General features: G+C 41.2%; 10 protein-coding genes and 1 riboswitch. Of the genes, 5 read left to right on the forward strand and 5 right to left on the reverse strand.

The window, feature by feature from the left end:
- Positions 1–36 precede the first annotated feature (36 nt).
- The 4 genes from M9949_03200 to M9949_03215 form a co-directional block, all read right to left on the reverse strand.
- Entirely contained in the window at positions 37–780 is a 744-nt protein-coding gene (locus M9949_03200) for a succinate dehydrogenase/fumarate reductase iron-sulfur subunit (protein ID MCO5250410.1), read from the reverse strand.
- Entirely contained in the window at positions 780–2,696 is a 1,917-nt protein-coding gene (locus M9949_03205) for a fumarate reductase/succinate dehydrogenase flavoprotein subunit (protein ID MCO5250411.1), read from the reverse strand. Before M9949_03205 ends, M9949_03200 begins: the two co-directional genes overlap by 1 nt.
- Complete coding sequence (locus M9949_03210; GenBank protein ID MCO5250412.1) at positions 2,696–3,463, reverse strand: succinate dehydrogenase cytochrome b subunit; 768 nt, start codon at positions 3,461–3,463, stop codon at positions 2,696–2,698. The genes M9949_03205 and M9949_03210 overlap by 1 nt, the downstream gene beginning before the upstream one ends.
- Before the next feature lie 269 nt (positions 3,464–3,732).
- Complete coding sequence (locus tag M9949_03215; protein ID MCO5250413.1) at positions 3,733–6,120, reverse strand: TonB-dependent receptor; 2,388 nt, start codon at positions 6,118–6,120, stop codon at positions 3,733–3,735.
- Positions 6,121–6,186: 66 nt separating this feature from the next.
- Positions 6,187–6,287, reverse strand: a riboswitch (TPP riboswitch).
- 111 nt (positions 6,288–6,398) lie between these two features.
- Here M9949_03215 and M9949_03220 point away from each other — a divergent pair.
- The 5 genes from M9949_03220 to M9949_03240 all read left to right on the forward strand — a co-directional run bounded on the left by M9949_03220 (position 6,399) and on the right by M9949_03240 (position 13,843).
- The gene (locus M9949_03220) at positions 6,399–7,091 is read left to right on the forward strand and encodes an ABC transporter ATP-binding protein (GenBank protein ID MCO5250414.1); all 693 of its coding nucleotides are present in this window, start codon (positions 6,399–6,401) and stop codon (positions 7,089–7,091) included.
- The gene (locus M9949_03225; GenBank protein MCO5250415.1) at positions 7,091–9,640 is read left to right on the forward strand and encodes an FtsX-like permease family protein; all 2,550 of its coding nucleotides are present in this window, start codon (positions 7,091–7,093) and stop codon (positions 9,638–9,640) included. The genes M9949_03220 and M9949_03225 overlap by 1 nt, the downstream gene beginning before the upstream one ends.
- A complete protein-coding gene (locus tag M9949_03230) occupies positions 9,640–10,806 on the forward strand; it encodes a carotenoid 1,2-hydratase (GenBank protein MCO5250416.1) in 1,167 nt (388 codons plus the stop codon). Before M9949_03225 ends, M9949_03230 begins: the two co-directional genes overlap by 1 nt.
- A 66-nt stretch (positions 10,807–10,872) precedes the next feature.
- On the forward strand, positions 10,873–11,685 hold the full coding sequence (locus M9949_03235) for a slipin family protein (protein MCO5250417.1): 813 nt from the start codon (positions 10,873–10,875) through the stop codon (positions 11,683–11,685).
- A 16-nt stretch (positions 11,686–11,701) separates the two neighbouring features.
- Positions 11,702–13,843 (forward strand): T9SS type A sorting domain-containing protein, encoded by a 2,142-nt coding sequence (locus M9949_03240; protein MCO5250418.1) that lies wholly within the window; start codon positions 11,702–11,704, stop codon positions 13,841–13,843.
- A 69-nt stretch (positions 13,844–13,912) separates the two neighbouring features.
- Here M9949_03240 and rpsD read toward each other — a convergent pair whose 3' ends face one another.
- Positions 13,913–14,515 carry a 30S ribosomal protein S4 gene (gene rpsD / locus M9949_03245; GenBank protein MCO5250419.1) on the reverse strand — a complete coding sequence of 201 codons (603 nt, stop codon included), beginning with the start codon at positions 14,513–14,515 and terminating at the stop codon, positions 13,913–13,915.
- Between the last annotated feature and the right edge of the window lie 18 nt (positions 14,516–14,533).

Consider the following 14,533-nt stretch of genomic DNA (forward strand, 5'->3'; position numbering starts at 1 on the left):
GAAGGAGCAGGGATTAAATTATTTTGATTCAATGATTTATCTGGTGAATGAGGCTTTCATAAAGTCGCGGTTCATCATTGCTATGAATTCGACGGAAATGCCTTTGGGGCAAGCTGCTTCACATTCGTAGTGGTTTGTGCATGCGCCAAATCCTTCGGAATCCATTTGCTTCACCATTGCTATTACGCGTTCTTTGCGTTCGGGCTGTCCTTGCGGAAGTAAAGCAAATTGTCCAATTTTAGCGGAGGTGAAGAGCATCGCTGCACCGTTGGGACAAGCCGCTACACATGCACCGCAACCAATGCATGCCGCAGCATCGAATGCTTTGTCGGCTGCAACTTTGGCGATAGGCACTGCGTTGGAATCGGGTGAACTGCCTGTGTTGACCGATACGAAGCCACCGGCTTGCTGAATTCGGTCAAACGATGTGCGGTCAACTATCAAATCTCGGATTACCGGGAAAGGTTTCGCTCTGAAAGGCTCTATCGTAATCGTTTCGCCGTCGTTGAATTTCCGCATATGAAGCTGGCACGTTGTAGTTTGCTTTTCGGGACCGTGCGGGCGACCGTTAATTGTCATCGAACATGCTCCGCAAATGCCTTCGCGGCAATCGTGGTCGAATGCTACGGGTTCATCGCCCTTGTGGAGCAAATCTTCGTTCAGCACGTCGAGCATTTCCAAAAATGACATATCGGGCGACACTTCGTTCAAATTATAGTTTTCAAACTGCCCTTTGGAATTCTTGTCCTTTTGTCTCCATATATTAAGTGTTAGTTTCATTATTTATAACTCCTGACAGATAAGGGTACATTTTCGAAAGTTAATTCTTCTTGGTGTCTGGTTGGCTTATTGCCTACTCCGGTGTATTCCCAAGCTGCGACGTGAGTGTATTTTTCATCATTACGAACTGCTTCGCCATCGGGAGTTTGGTGTTCTTCGCGGAAGTGACCTCCACAGGATTCATCTCGTTCGAGTGCATCCCATGCCATTACTTCGGCAAATTCGAGGAAATCGGCTACACGCAAAGCTTTTTCGAGTGCCATATTGAGCGAGTCGGGTTCACCCGTGACGTTCAAATTCGCCCAAAATTCTTCTCTGATTTGGGGAATTCTTGCAATGGCTTCTTTCAGTCCGGCTTCATTTCTCGCCATTCCAACTTTATCCCATATCAAGGTACCCAATTCTTTGTGGAATGATGTAGGAGTTCTTTTGCCATTAATCGAAAGCAACAAGTTGATTTTGTCTTTAGCTTCTTGCTCTGCTTTTTGGAATTCGGGATGCGAAGTTGTGACACTTTTATCCATCGGATTATTTGCAAAGAAATGACCGATTGTGTAAGGAATTACAAAATAGCCGTCTGCCAAACCTTGCATCAATGCGCTTGCTCCGAGACGATTTGCACCATGGTCGGAGAAATTTGCTTCGCCGATAACGTGCAATCCGGGAATGTTGCTCATAAGATTGTAATCAACCCATAAGCCACCCATTGTATAATGCGATGCCGGATAAATCCTCATCGGCGTTGTATATGGGTCTTCGCCTGTAATGCGTTCGTACATTTCGAAAAGATTTCCGTAGCGTTCTTCGATGGCATGTTTGCCTAAGCGTCCGATTGCATCTGCGAAATCGAGATATACACCATAACCTGTGCTGCCAACGCCACGACCTTCGTCGCAAACTTGTTTTGCTGCACGTGATGAAATATCGCGTGGTGAAAGATTGCCAAAGCTCGGGTATTTGCGCTCTAAGTAGTAATCGCGCTCTTGTTCGGGAATATCCTGAGGTGCACGATTATCGCCTTTATTTTTTGGAACCCAAATTCTGCCATCATTTCTGAGCGATTCCGACATTAGCGTTAGCTTAGATTGGTGGTCTCCACTAACGGGAATGCAAGTTGGGTGAATTTGTGTAAAGCAGGGATTTGCAAATAATGCGCCCTTTTTGTAAGCACGATAAGTTGCAGTAACGTTACATGCTTGAGCATTTGTCGAGAGGAAAAATACATTGCCGTAACCGCCTGTAGCGAGTACGACTGCATCGCCAACGTGCGATTCGATTTTGCCCGTAACGAGGTCGCGTGTAACAATTCCTCTGGCATAGCCATCAACTAAGACTACATCCAACATCTCTTTGCGAGTGTGCGATTTAACTTTTCCGGCAGCAATTTGGCGGTTTAGAGCCGAATATGCCCCAAGTAGAAGTTGTTGCCCCGTTTGTCCTCGAGCATAAAATGTTCGCGATACCTGTGCCCCACCGAATGAACGATTAGCTAAAGTTCCGCCATATTCGCGTGCGAAAGGCACGCCTTGAGCCACGCATTGGTCAATAATATTGGCGCTTACTTGTGCTAAGCGATAAACATTAGCTTCGCGAGCACGGAAATCGCCACCTTTTACAGTGTCGTAAAATAATCTCCAAATGGAATCACCATCATTTTGGTAATTTTTTGCGGCATTGATTCCACCTTGTGCAGAAATGCTATGAGCGCGTCTTGGGCTGTCATTATATGTAAAAGTTTCGACATTGTAGCCAAGTTCGCCAAAAGTGGCAGCAGCCGCGCCACCTGCAAGTCCGGTACCGACGACTAAAATCTTGAATTTGCGCTTGTTAGCGGGATTAATCAGCTTCATATCAAAGCGATATTTGTCCCATGATTGTGCAATTGGTCCGGATGGTATTTTTGAATCTAATTTCATTATCCTATTACTCCTTTACCTAATCCGAAAATTAACACCGAAACGGGAATTGAAGCAAATCCTACGAATAATCCCCACCCGATTAGCTTGCTAACGAGCATCAATCGGGGAGTCGTTTTCGGACCGCTCCATCCCAATGTTTGGAACATTGATTGAATAGCATGTGATAAATGTAGTGCCAAAAACAGCACCGCTAAAATATAAACAACAGCTACAATTGGCTTGTTGAATCCTGCGATTACCATTTTGTAAGCATCATGTCTGTCAAAAATTCCTTCACCTTCGGTAACCTGAATAATATTGCCGCTGTGGTCAATCACACCTGATGATTGCAACACGGGACCATAGTTTTCACGATAGTCGGCATATTCGGGATTGGTTACTAAAGCTGTAAAATGTAATAAATGATATACTACAAATAGAAAAATCACTATTCCCGAGTAAATCATAGTACGGGAATAAAGTGTGGATTTGACATAGCTTGTGACGCTATATCCTTCCGGTCGGGCTTTCATGTTCAGAAACTTCAATTTGAGAGAAGTATAAACATGAAGCACTACGCAAAGAAGCAACACTAAACGCATAAGCCAGAGCAATTCGCCCGTGCTTTTCAGAAAATGTGCGTAAGTATTGAATACATCTGCGCCCAAGAAAACCTGCAAATTTCCGACCATATGACCAATTACGAAAAGAACAAGTATCACGCCTGTCCCAGCCATAATGACCTTATTAAAAATGGTAGAGTTGAACGGGTTGTAACTGCTCATGGCATCTTTATGTATTTATTAATAAAAAATTGTTAGTTGTCAATTTTAACATATTTATTTCATGATTTCCAAAAATTCGTCAAATACAAAGTTCAAAATACAAAATGTGAGCGTATTTTCAAAGTTTATGTGGTATTTTTTTGAATAAATTTGGATTTGTGTAGGTATTGAGAAATCAGGAACATAATATATATAAAAATGGCATGAGTAATGACTTTTTACACATCACTCATGCCAATATTAAAATTCACCAATTCAGTGCATTGTTTTTACATCCCAAAAACGAAGTTCACCCAATAATTTCTTTCGGCGGCAGGGAAAAATTCCGGTCCGATGGCGCCCGATGCATAGTACAAATTCGTCAGATTGTTCACCACGGCATGAATTTTCATTTCTTCGAAAAATGGCAATTGCTTGAAAGTGTAAATCAGGCTTGCATCCAGCACTGTATATGCATCAAAGTTGTTATCTGCGTAATATCCACCTCCGAGATGACTTCTGATTCGCTCGTCAGTGGTCAGCATATCTCCGAAATTGTCCGTTTTATAAGTGCCGACATGCTTTAGGGCTACACCGAAGTACAAATCTTTGGTGCTGATGCCTACTCGTAAATTCGCCATAAAATCGGGGAAACCGGCAATATTATTATCCGCAAGCGATACGAGATGACCCTGGCGAGTTGAGAAATTGTATTCGATAATTTTATTTTGGCTATAAGTTGCGTTGCCACTGATTCTCAAATCGAATAAATCCGAAACGTTGAAGATTTTCGTAGCCTGAAGCTCAATCCCATAGTGGCGGGTTTTTGGTGCATTGCCATCAATCGGCGAGCCGAACAAATCGGTTTGCCCGCTTTTGACAAGCTCATCAGCGTATTCCATCCAATAGAATCCCGCATTTACGCTGAAATCTGTAGTCAAGTATCCCCAACCAAGCTCGAGATTGAGCATCTTTTCGGGTTTGACGAGTGCTTTGCTGAAGTCGTAAAGCCGAGTGCCATCTGAAGTAGTATCAAATGCAAATAGAGGTTTAGCACCCCAAAAAGCATCACTTGCAGCATAGAGATTCTTCATCCGCGGCTCGCGAGAAGTGTGTGCAAGTGAAATGTATGTGTTCATTTCATCAGTGACGTTGTAGTTAACGCCGATTCGCGGATTGAAGAAAACGTAATTAACATCAAAAAGTCTTTCGCCATTGCCCACTATAGTGCCGTCAGTAGTCGAATATTCAGTGAAAACATTGCCTGCTTTTTCGTTTTCGATTCCATAAGATTGATAAACGATTTGTGCATCCAAATTCAGTGCTATTCTTTCGGTCAGAAATAATTTCTCATTTGCAAATACGGAAAAGATATTGCGAATTCCATCATAATTGTAAAATTTGAAACCGGGGTCGAAATTCTCGGGCAAATTTTCTGCAAAATTAATCTTACCCCAATGATTGGAGCGGTGCATTCTTATTTCCATTCCACTTGTGAAAATGCCGTTTCCGTGATTCCAAACCAGACGCGGAATCCATCCGCCGTATTTATTGCCAACAAAAGCGCGTATTATCGGATTTGTCGGGTCATTGGCATCAGGATAGCCATTTTGCTCATTCAAACGGAATGACGAGGCATCTGTCCAGCCTGTGCCGTCATAATCAAAATATCCTTGACCTGTTTTGAAAAAAAGTGCTGATTTCAGCTCAAGATTCTCGGAAATGTGCCAATCATTCAGCAATTCAATCTGTGGTTGCGAAAATTGCTCTACTTCTTGATTTCGGCGAACTGTCACCCAATCTACTTCCGTTCCGTTTTCGCGGTCGTAAGACCAATAATTGTAATTAGCTCTGCGTTTGTCGGCATCTTTTACATATGCTTTGGGCAAGCCCGTATAAGCCAAGCCGTCATCTTGCGAACCTGTAATAAAATTTATTTGCGTTGTCAGATTATCGTCAAATCGTGCGACGCCGAATTGGTAACTGTTCAAAGTTGCCCAAGATTGGTCGCGGTAACCGAATGAATTAATGCGATTTATACGAGTATAAAAAGCATATTTATTATCAATTAATCCACTCGAAGCCGAAAGCCCGAATTTCGAGCCATATTGCCCGGCATTATATAGCGATGAGGCGCTTTCCTGAAAGCCAATTCCGGTGCTGAATTCGACAGACCTTTCACGAGCGAAATTCTTGGTGGTCATGATAATTGAACCACCAATTGCAGCAGCACCATAACTGCCAATTCCGGCTCCGCGTTGGACTTGGATGCTTTCGAGCCCCGAAGCCAAATCAGTCATGTTAATCCAATAGAAATTGTGGTCTTCGGGGTCGTTCTGAGGAATGCCATTAATGACAATAGAAATTCGTCGCTGGTCGAATCCGCGAAGTGTAAGATTGGTATAGCCGATAAAATTTCCACTTTCGGAGTATGCCAAAATTGACGGCGTCTCGCTCAGGATTTTCGGCAAATCGTTTACTGTGTGGCGCTGGGCAATTTCCGAAACAGTGATTTCAGAAAAGGGTACAGGTGATTCTCGCTCTTGGGCGCGAGATGTGGTAACGGTTAGACTCGGTATCTTATATACACGAGTGGAATCTACGTTCAACTCTTCGGAATGAACGGTGAAAGCACCAATAAAAATCAGTGCAAATGCGATTAAGAAAATATTTCTCATGGAAAACTCCAATGTTAATAATGAGTTCCCCGTTGAGATTATGAGAGACTTGAATAATTGGGCTGTCCTTGCGGCAACGCGTTTCCCTCCGCCGGTATTACCCGGATCAGGTTCAAGGAGACTCTCTCAGCCATACCTATTTTGGTATAGCACCTCCAACGGTCTTTAATTCTTTTGCCCAAACGAAGCAAAAATGAATTTATTGTTAATATCGAATTCTAACTCAAACTACGCAAATGTCGCATTGTACGTTAATAATAATTTACAAATAGCAAATAATGAAAAATTTAATTCAGTTAGAAAATTTAAGCAAAAGTTACGACGAAGGTTCGGGCAAACATCAAGTATTTTTGGGATTGAATTACCAATTCAAAGTTGGTGAAATCACCGTCATGTTCGGCAGAAGCGGCAGCGGAAAATCAACTTTGCTCAATCTAATCAGCGGAATTGATGTGCCCGATAGCGGAAGTATTATTATCAACGATGAAAATATTTCCGAGCTGAACGAGCACAAACGTACGATATTTCGCAGAAATCATATCGGCTTCATTTTCCAATTTTTCAATCTTATACCGACTTTGACATTACTCGAAAATCTCCTTTTGCCGATGGAATTGAAGGGCAAATTAACGAGTGAGGACATCGAAAAAGCAAAAATGATGCTCGTCGAGGTTGGATTGGGTGGCAAAGATGCCAAATACCCCGATATGCTCTCAGGTGGCGAGCAACAACGCGTAGCAATTGCAAGAGCATTGATTCACAATCCCGATATTATTTTGGCAGATGAACCCACCGGAAATTTGGATAAACATACCGGAGCAAGTATAATCGAGCTCTTGGATAGGCTTGTCAAGCAAAAAAATAAGACTATGATTATGGCTACGCACAGCAAAGAGCTAATCGGATTGGCAGATAATATTTTGTCAGTTGAAGGCGGCGGTCTGGTCAGCATAAGCAAAGAGGACATCTGATGGGATTCACGATAAATCTGTCATCTTTGCGCTATTATCTCAAAAACCCGATGCAATTGATTTTGTCAATAGTTGGTGTGGCGCTGGGAGTTGGTGTAGTCGTTTCGATAGATTTGGCGAACGAAAGTGCTTACGAAGCATTCAAACTTTCGATGCGTAGCGTGTCAGGCAATGCCACTCACTATATTTCCGGCGGTCCGAACGGATTCAGCGATTCGGTTTATAGGCACATCAAAGTAGATAAAGCGTTTCGGAAATCTGCACCTGTGGTCGAAAAATTTATACGAATCCAAGATGAAAAGTTTGGTGTTGTTACCTTGATGGGAATTGACCCTTTTGCAGAGCAAGGTTTCAGAAACTACGTTAATGCCGATGATTTCAATTTCGGTGGAGCATTGGGCGATTTTATTATGTCTGAAAATGCTGTAATTATTCCTAAAGATTTGGCAAATGACTTGAATAAATCAATCGGCGACACAATTATTGCCGAATCCGACGGTAAGATTTTCACAATGTCAATAGCCGGAATTATCGAACCTGATGAGAATTCGATTGATTTGAAAAATTTCGTATTTACCGATATTTCTACCGCACAGCATCTTTTGGGAATGGGCGATATGATTTCGCGAATTGATTTGATTTTGCCCGAAGAAAATGAAAAAGAAATCTTGGCGGAATTAAAGCAAAATCTACCCGAATATACAAATATTAATCCCTCTGCGGCTCGCTCTAAAGCCGGGTCGGGAATGACGGAATCCTTCAGAATCAATCTCGCAGCAATGAGTTTGTTGGCATTAATTGTCGGTATATTTTTGATTTATAATACTATGACATTTGCCGTAGTTCGCCGCCGCCGATATATCGGATTGTTGCGTTCATTGGGCGTCACAGGGAAAGAGATTTATTTTTTAGTGCTGAGAGAGGCTTTCATAATCGGCTTGATTGGCACTTTTCTGGGAATTGCGATTGGAATTCAATTGGGCTATTTCATGACCAATTTGGTTACAAAAGTAATTAATGATATGTATTTCGTGCTTCAAGTGCAAACCGTTGAAGTGTCTTCACTTAGCCTGCTCAAAGGGATGTTGCTCGGTTTGGCAGCAACAGTGATTGCGGCACTCAAACCTGCCCACGAAGCCGGTAAAGTTCCTGCCGGAATGGCACTCGCCCGCTCATCACAAGAGAAAAAGCTCAAATCACAAATTTCAAAATTCAATATTTTCGGCATAATTATATTTTTATCGGCGATTCCAATATTATTTATCGAAACTGATAGTATTTATTTAACTTATCTCGGTGTTGTTCCGGTGATTTTGGGATTCAGTTTGCTAATACCGCAATTTATCATAATAATCGTAGCAATAATTAAACCTGTAGTCTCTAAATTATTCGGAACGATTGGCTCGATGGCTGCTCGCAGTATAGTTACTCAGCTTAGCCGGACGACTATTGCTGTTGCGGCTCTGTGTGTGGCAGTTTCTGCAGCAATCGGCATCGGGACTATGGTCAAAAGTTTTCGCAATACGGTTGATGATTGGTTGCATTTCAGGCTCAAAGCGGATATTTATGCTTCGGTTCCGACAAATGTTTCGCGATTCAACGATGGCTCATTTTCGCGTGAAATTGCCGCTCGAATCTTGGAATTGGACGAAGTTAGAGCAATGAATTTATATCGCGAATATCAACTCAATGACGGCGGCAGGATTTATCACCTGCTTGCCGCTCAGGTACAGTCTTTCGAGCATGAACAATTCAAGACGGAAGGCGGAATTTCGATGGATGAACTTTGGGACAAATTCCAAAATGAAAATTCAATTATCATGAGTGAATCATTCGCTTTCAAAAATAAAGTTGAAATTGGCGATACTTTATCATTAGTCACAGACAGAGGGCGAGTGACATTCAATATTGACGGTTTATATTATGATTACAGTTCGGACATCGGGCTGTTGATGCTCGGGATGGACACTTATTTGAAGCACTTTGATGATGAGATGTTATCCGGAATTGCTGTATTTGCCAATGAAGGAGTAAATATTGATTCTTTGGAACGACAAATTAAAATTGCGGCAGGTGACGATATCGAATTTCTTGTGCGCTCGAATAAACGGCTAATTGATGGCTCGATTGAAATATTCGACCGAACATTCATTATCACTAATGTTTTGCAATTGCTTGCTATTTCGGTAGCTTTTATTGGGATTTTATCGGCATTGATGGCATTGCAACTCGAGCGTGCTCGCGAATTCGGCGTTCTGCGCTCAATCGGGATGACTCCCGCCCAACTCCGAAAACTTGTAATATTGCAAACGGGAATTATGGGATTCATTGCGGCAATCGCAGCGCTTCCCCTCGGGAATATTTTGGCTTATATTTTAGTTACTGTGGTGAACAAACGTTCTTTCGGATGGACTGTCAATTTTGAATTTATTCCGGAATATATGCTCCAAGGATTTGTCGTTTCGATATTAGCTTCAGTATTGGCAGGTATTTATCCGGCAATCAAGTTGTCTCAGTCTTCACCGGCTAATTCGTTGAGGGAGGAATAATGAAGCGATATTTAATGTCCACAGGCGCGCTTGTCCTATTTGTTGCAATGGTTGTATTGTTCTTAATCTATGGCATCAAAAGAGATAGTAAATTGCCCCAAAGTTTTAACACTATTTCGGTCAGCGATGCTATGAGTGCAGACGAAGGCAACTATACGAAAGCATTAGAGCCGCGAGAGTTCATCTTTCCCGAAGACCACGGAGCACATGACGATTTCAAAATTGAATGGTGGTATTTCACGGGCAATTTATCGGATGAAAAAGGCAATCGTTTTGGCTACCAATTTACAATCTTTCGTAATGCATTGTCCTCCGATTCAGTTTCCAAGCAATCGTCAATGTCAACAAATCAGCTTTATCTCGCACATTTCGCTCTGACTGATGTTTCAAACGGCAAATTTTATTATGCCGATAAATATTCTCGTGGAGCCGCAAATCTTGCCGGTGCCTCGTATTTGCCACTGAAAATTCATGTCGAAGATTGGACAATTTCAACAAATGAAGAATATAATAGTGACTATCTCATGCCCGAATTTAAAATCAATGCCGATGCAGGTGATTTCGCTATCGAATTTGATGTAGTTCCACTTAAAAGCATTGTGAAACATGGAGTAAATGGACTCAGTGCCAAAAGCAATACGACCGGAAATGCTTCATATTATTATTCATATACGCGAATGGACACTCGCGGACAAATCAAAATCGGAAATAGGAATTTTTCGGTAAGCGGCAATTCGTGGATGGACAGAGAATGGAGCACAAGTGCCTTGGATTCGGCTCAGGTCGGGTGGGATTGGTTTTCGCTTCAATTAGACAACGAACACGAAATTATGTTTTTCATGCTCCGAAATCGAGACGGCAGTTTCAATTTTGGCAAAGGAACGTTGGTTAATCCCGATGGAAAACACGAATATATCAGCCCAAACGATATTAATATTAGGGTCACCAATCATTGGACAAATGAGGATGGACATAAATATCCCGCAGTCTGGACAATGAAAAGCGACAAATATGATTTTGATTTGAAAATTGAAACTCAAGTGCCCGACCAAGAACTGAAGCTAATCATTAGATATTACGAAGGCTCGGTATTGCTCGACGGAACACATAAAGGGCAAAAAGTCAAGGGTTATGGCTATGCAGAATTGACGGGATATACGAATTAATTTGTTTATTAGCTGTAAGTTTGTTAAATTTCATTTCTGTATCTTACAAATTATTTGGAGTATATTATGGATTTCGAATTATTCCCTATCGTTTTAGTTTTAGTCGCAATAATATTAGCTTCTGCAATTAAAGTCGTTCGCGAATACGACAGAGCCGTCGTTTTCAGACTTGGTCGCTTGATTGGATTCAAAGGTCCAGGACTTATCATACTCATCCCTTTCATTGACCGTATGATAAGAGTCTCACTCAGAACTATTACTATGGATATCGAGCCTCAAGATGTTATCACCAAGGACAACGTCTCAATCAAAGTCAACGCAGTGCTTTATTTCCGCGTAGTTTATCCTGACAAAGCAATTGTTGACGTAGAAAACTATTTGTATGCCACTAACCAAATCGCTCAAACTACTCTCAGAAGTATTCTTGGTCAATCAGATTTGGACGAAATCCTTTCTGAACGAGAACAAATCAACGTTAGGCTTCAACAAATCATTGATGAGCATACCGAACCTTGGGGTATTAAAGTCGCTTCAGTCGAAGTTAAACAAATTGATTTGCCTTTGGAAATGCAACGTGCAATGGCTAAGCAAGCCCAAGCCGAACGCGAACGCCGTGCCAAAGTAATCAATGCCGACGGCGAATTCCAAGCCTCTAAAAAACTTGCCGAAGCAGCCGAACAAATCTCGAAGCATCCTATTGCATTGCAATTGCGCTTTTTGCAAACATTAGCCGATGTTGCTACCGAAAAGAATTCTACTATTATATTCCCTGTGCCGATTGACTTATTGACTCCATTTATGGAGCAATCTCGCAATATGACAAGTGAAAATTTGGATGAATTCAAGAAACTGATCGAAGCTTTCTCTAAAAAAGATTAGGGTAATAAGATAAAATATGAAAAATTTTCTTAATTCCGCTTTCACTTTGAGTATTATATTCATTGCTTTTTTTGGGGTATCTGCTGAAACAAAAGGGCAGATACCCGATTATTTAACCCCGTTTAACGAAAACAAGCATATATGCACAGACGCTTGTGCTAAATATCATAATCACCTGAATTTCCAATCAGAAGATGAACCGACCACTTTGAATTACGATGTTCTGAGATATGATTTGTTTTTAGATTGGCGAGAACTATTGCTATTCGGCAAGAATGACAGCATTTTTTATACTGCAACCCAGACAATTCAACTGCAAATAACCGAAGACGACACCAAAACAATCGTATTAGATGCAGGCGATATGATTATTAATTCCGTTTTTATCGATGGAGTCTTGCTAACTGACAATGCTTTCCATTCATACATAAAGCTCGAAATCGAATTTCCGCAATCAAAAAACAAAAATGAAATCGTTGAAATTGTTATAAATTACGAAATTAATCGCAGTTACAGATATGGTATAGCTTTTTTCCAAAAAGGTGAAGTTCGATTCCAGGGACGTGATTATTTAGTCGAAGAAAATATAGCATATACATTCGGTCAACCCGAGATTTCAAGATATTGGATGCCGTGCAACGACAATCCAAACGATAAAGCCTTAACTTCGGTTGCTATCAAAGTACCCGAAGGATATACAGGATTATCAATCGGTTATCTGGATTCGCTCTATACTAATCCCGATTTGGATAATATTCATGGCGGATATTCGATTTATTACTACAAAAGCAATGAACCTATTTCAACTTACTTAATGGTTGCCGTAGCTTCAAAATACAAACATTTCAGCGACGAATACATTAGAGTAACTAAACCTACTGAATCAGTTCCGATTGATTATTACGTTTGGCAAGTTGACTACGATGGTGATTTTACCAAAGGAGATGCTCGCGATGCTAAGAAGTCGCTATTGCTAAATCCGGAAATGCTGAAGTTATTTTCCGAACTTTTCATTGAATTTCCTTACGATAGTTACGGTATTGTTGCAATCGAGCCGGTCTGGTACGGTGGTATGGAACAACCAAACATGGTGACAATAAACCGCAATTGGCTCAGAGGCATAGGGGAAATTGGCTTAGCTCACGAAGCAGCACACCAATGGATTGGCAATTTGATTACTTGCGCCACTTGGCAAGATATTTGGATAAACGAGGGTGGAGCATCCTGGTGTGAGGCGCTTTGGTTAGAACATCGAAATGATGACCCATATGCATACAGATTTTTGATTAGCATTCATGCGCGTAATTATCTGAACAACAAAACCGCTCATCATGTCACGCCATACGGAATTTCTACAGATTCGGTTTTTATTCACGCAGTAGTAATATATTCCAAAGCCGGATTTATATATAATATGCTTCATTATTATTTTGGACGCGAAAAATTCTTAGAATTCTTAAGAGTGGTAATGCACGATTATAGATTTGCTCCTATTTCTACAGCTGAATTTAGGGATGCTTTGATTAAATTTTCGCCCGATGATGAATCATTTATTATCAAATTTTTCGAACATTGGCTATATTCTCCCGGACATCCGGTTTTCAAGATTGATTACAATGTCAACGAAATTGGCGAAAGCGATTATGCAATAGACCTATCAATATCGCAGGTGCAAAATCCGGCTCATTTCCGAGATTATTACATCTCTAAAGTTCCGCTTCTATTTTACAAAGATGGGCAACTACTAAAACGTCACGATTACCTACATCAACAGCGGCAAATGTTCGTTGGGGTAAAGACAGATTTTATTCCTGATTCGATTTCGATTGATTGGTCGGAATTGCTTTTTACTATAGACAAAGGGGGAGCAAGCTCAATTCGCACTGCCGGATTAAGCAAGGAACAAATTTCTGTATCTCCCAATCCGGTTGTAAGCGGTGGTATATTCAACTTGACATTCGATTTGCCGAACGCTGCCCAATCACGTATTTATCTCGTAGATGCTCTCGGGCGAGAAGTTTCGGAAATCCAATCGGGTATGCTCGATAGCGGAAATTACCAATTCAATATCCCGACAATAAATCTGCCCTCAGGAGCTTATACTGTGGTATTTGATTTTGATAGTAGGATTGTGGTTAATAGGGTCGTAGTTTTATAGATAAGAAACTATACAACAAAAAAAATAGCTACCCGATTGGAGTAGCTATTTTTTTTATTTTCATTAGTATTATCTTGAGTAGTATTCGACAACAAGCGAAATTTCGCATTGAATTGGAATTTCTTCTCTTGCAGGAATGTAAGCCAATTTTGCAGAAAATTCGGCTTTCGAAACTTCGAGATATGCAGGCGAGCCTGAGTTTCTGATTGCTTCTTGGAAACAATCAAGGCTTCTGCTTTTTTCTTTAATCGAAACCACATCGCCCACTCTTACTTGGTAGGATGGCACATTTACTTTGCGACCATTGACCAAAACGTGTCCATGGACTACGTATTGCCTTGCAGCATAAGTTGAACGTGAGAAACCGGCTCTGTAAACTACTGCATCGAGTCTTGTTTCGAGTAACTGAACCAACAAGTCTGCTGTGTTTCCGGTCAATTTTGTCGCCTTAGTATAATAAGCTGACATTTGGCTTTCGGAAATGTTATATTGCAGACGAATACGTTGCTTTTCGAGTAATTGCTTACCGTAGTCGGATTGTTTAGCGCGACGTTTTGTATTGCCGTGCTGTCCTGGTGGATAAGGCTTTTTGCCGGCAATTTTGCCTGCTTTGGGTGTCAGATTAATACCCAATTTACGGGAAATCTTTACTTTCGGACCATTATAATTCATTATTGCTCGCTAAAAATT

Source organism: Candidatus Kapaibacterium sp. (assembly GCA_023957315.1).
Lineage (GTDB): Bacteria > Bacteroidota > Ignavibacteria > Kapaibacteriales > UBA2268 > PGYU01.

Coding starts and splice junctions, on each gene's coding strand:
- M9949_03200 (MCO5250410.1), bottom strand. CDS start 780: ATGAAACTAACACTTAATATATGGAGACAAAAGGACAAGAATTCCAAA.
- M9949_03205 (MCO5250411.1), bottom strand. CDS start 2,696: ATGAAATTAGATTCAAAAATACCATCCGGACCAATTGCACAATCATGG.
- M9949_03210 (MCO5250412.1), bottom strand. CDS start 3,463: ATGAGCAGTTACAACCCGTTCAACTCTACCATTTTTAATAAGGTCATT.
- M9949_03215 (MCO5250413.1), bottom strand. CDS start 6,120: ATGAGAAATATTTTCTTAATCGCATTTGCACTGATTTTTATTGGTGCT.
- M9949_03220 (MCO5250414.1), top strand. CDS start 6,399: ATGAAAAATTTAATTCAGTTAGAAAATTTAAGCAAAAGTTACGACGAA.
- M9949_03225 (MCO5250415.1), top strand. CDS start 7,091: ATGGGATTCACGATAAATCTGTCATCTTTGCGCTATTATCTCAAAAAC.
- M9949_03230 (MCO5250416.1), top strand. CDS start 9,640: ATGAAGCGATATTTAATGTCCACAGGCGCGCTTGTCCTATTTGTTGCA.
- M9949_03235 (MCO5250417.1), top strand. CDS start 10,873: ATGGATTTCGAATTATTCCCTATCGTTTTAGTTTTAGTCGCAATAATA.
- M9949_03240 (MCO5250418.1), top strand. CDS start 11,702: ATGAAAAATTTTCTTAATTCCGCTTTCACTTTGAGTATTATATTCATT.
- rpsD (MCO5250419.1), bottom strand. CDS start 14,515: ATGAATTATAATGGTCCGAAAGTAAAGATTTCCCGTAAATTGGGTATT.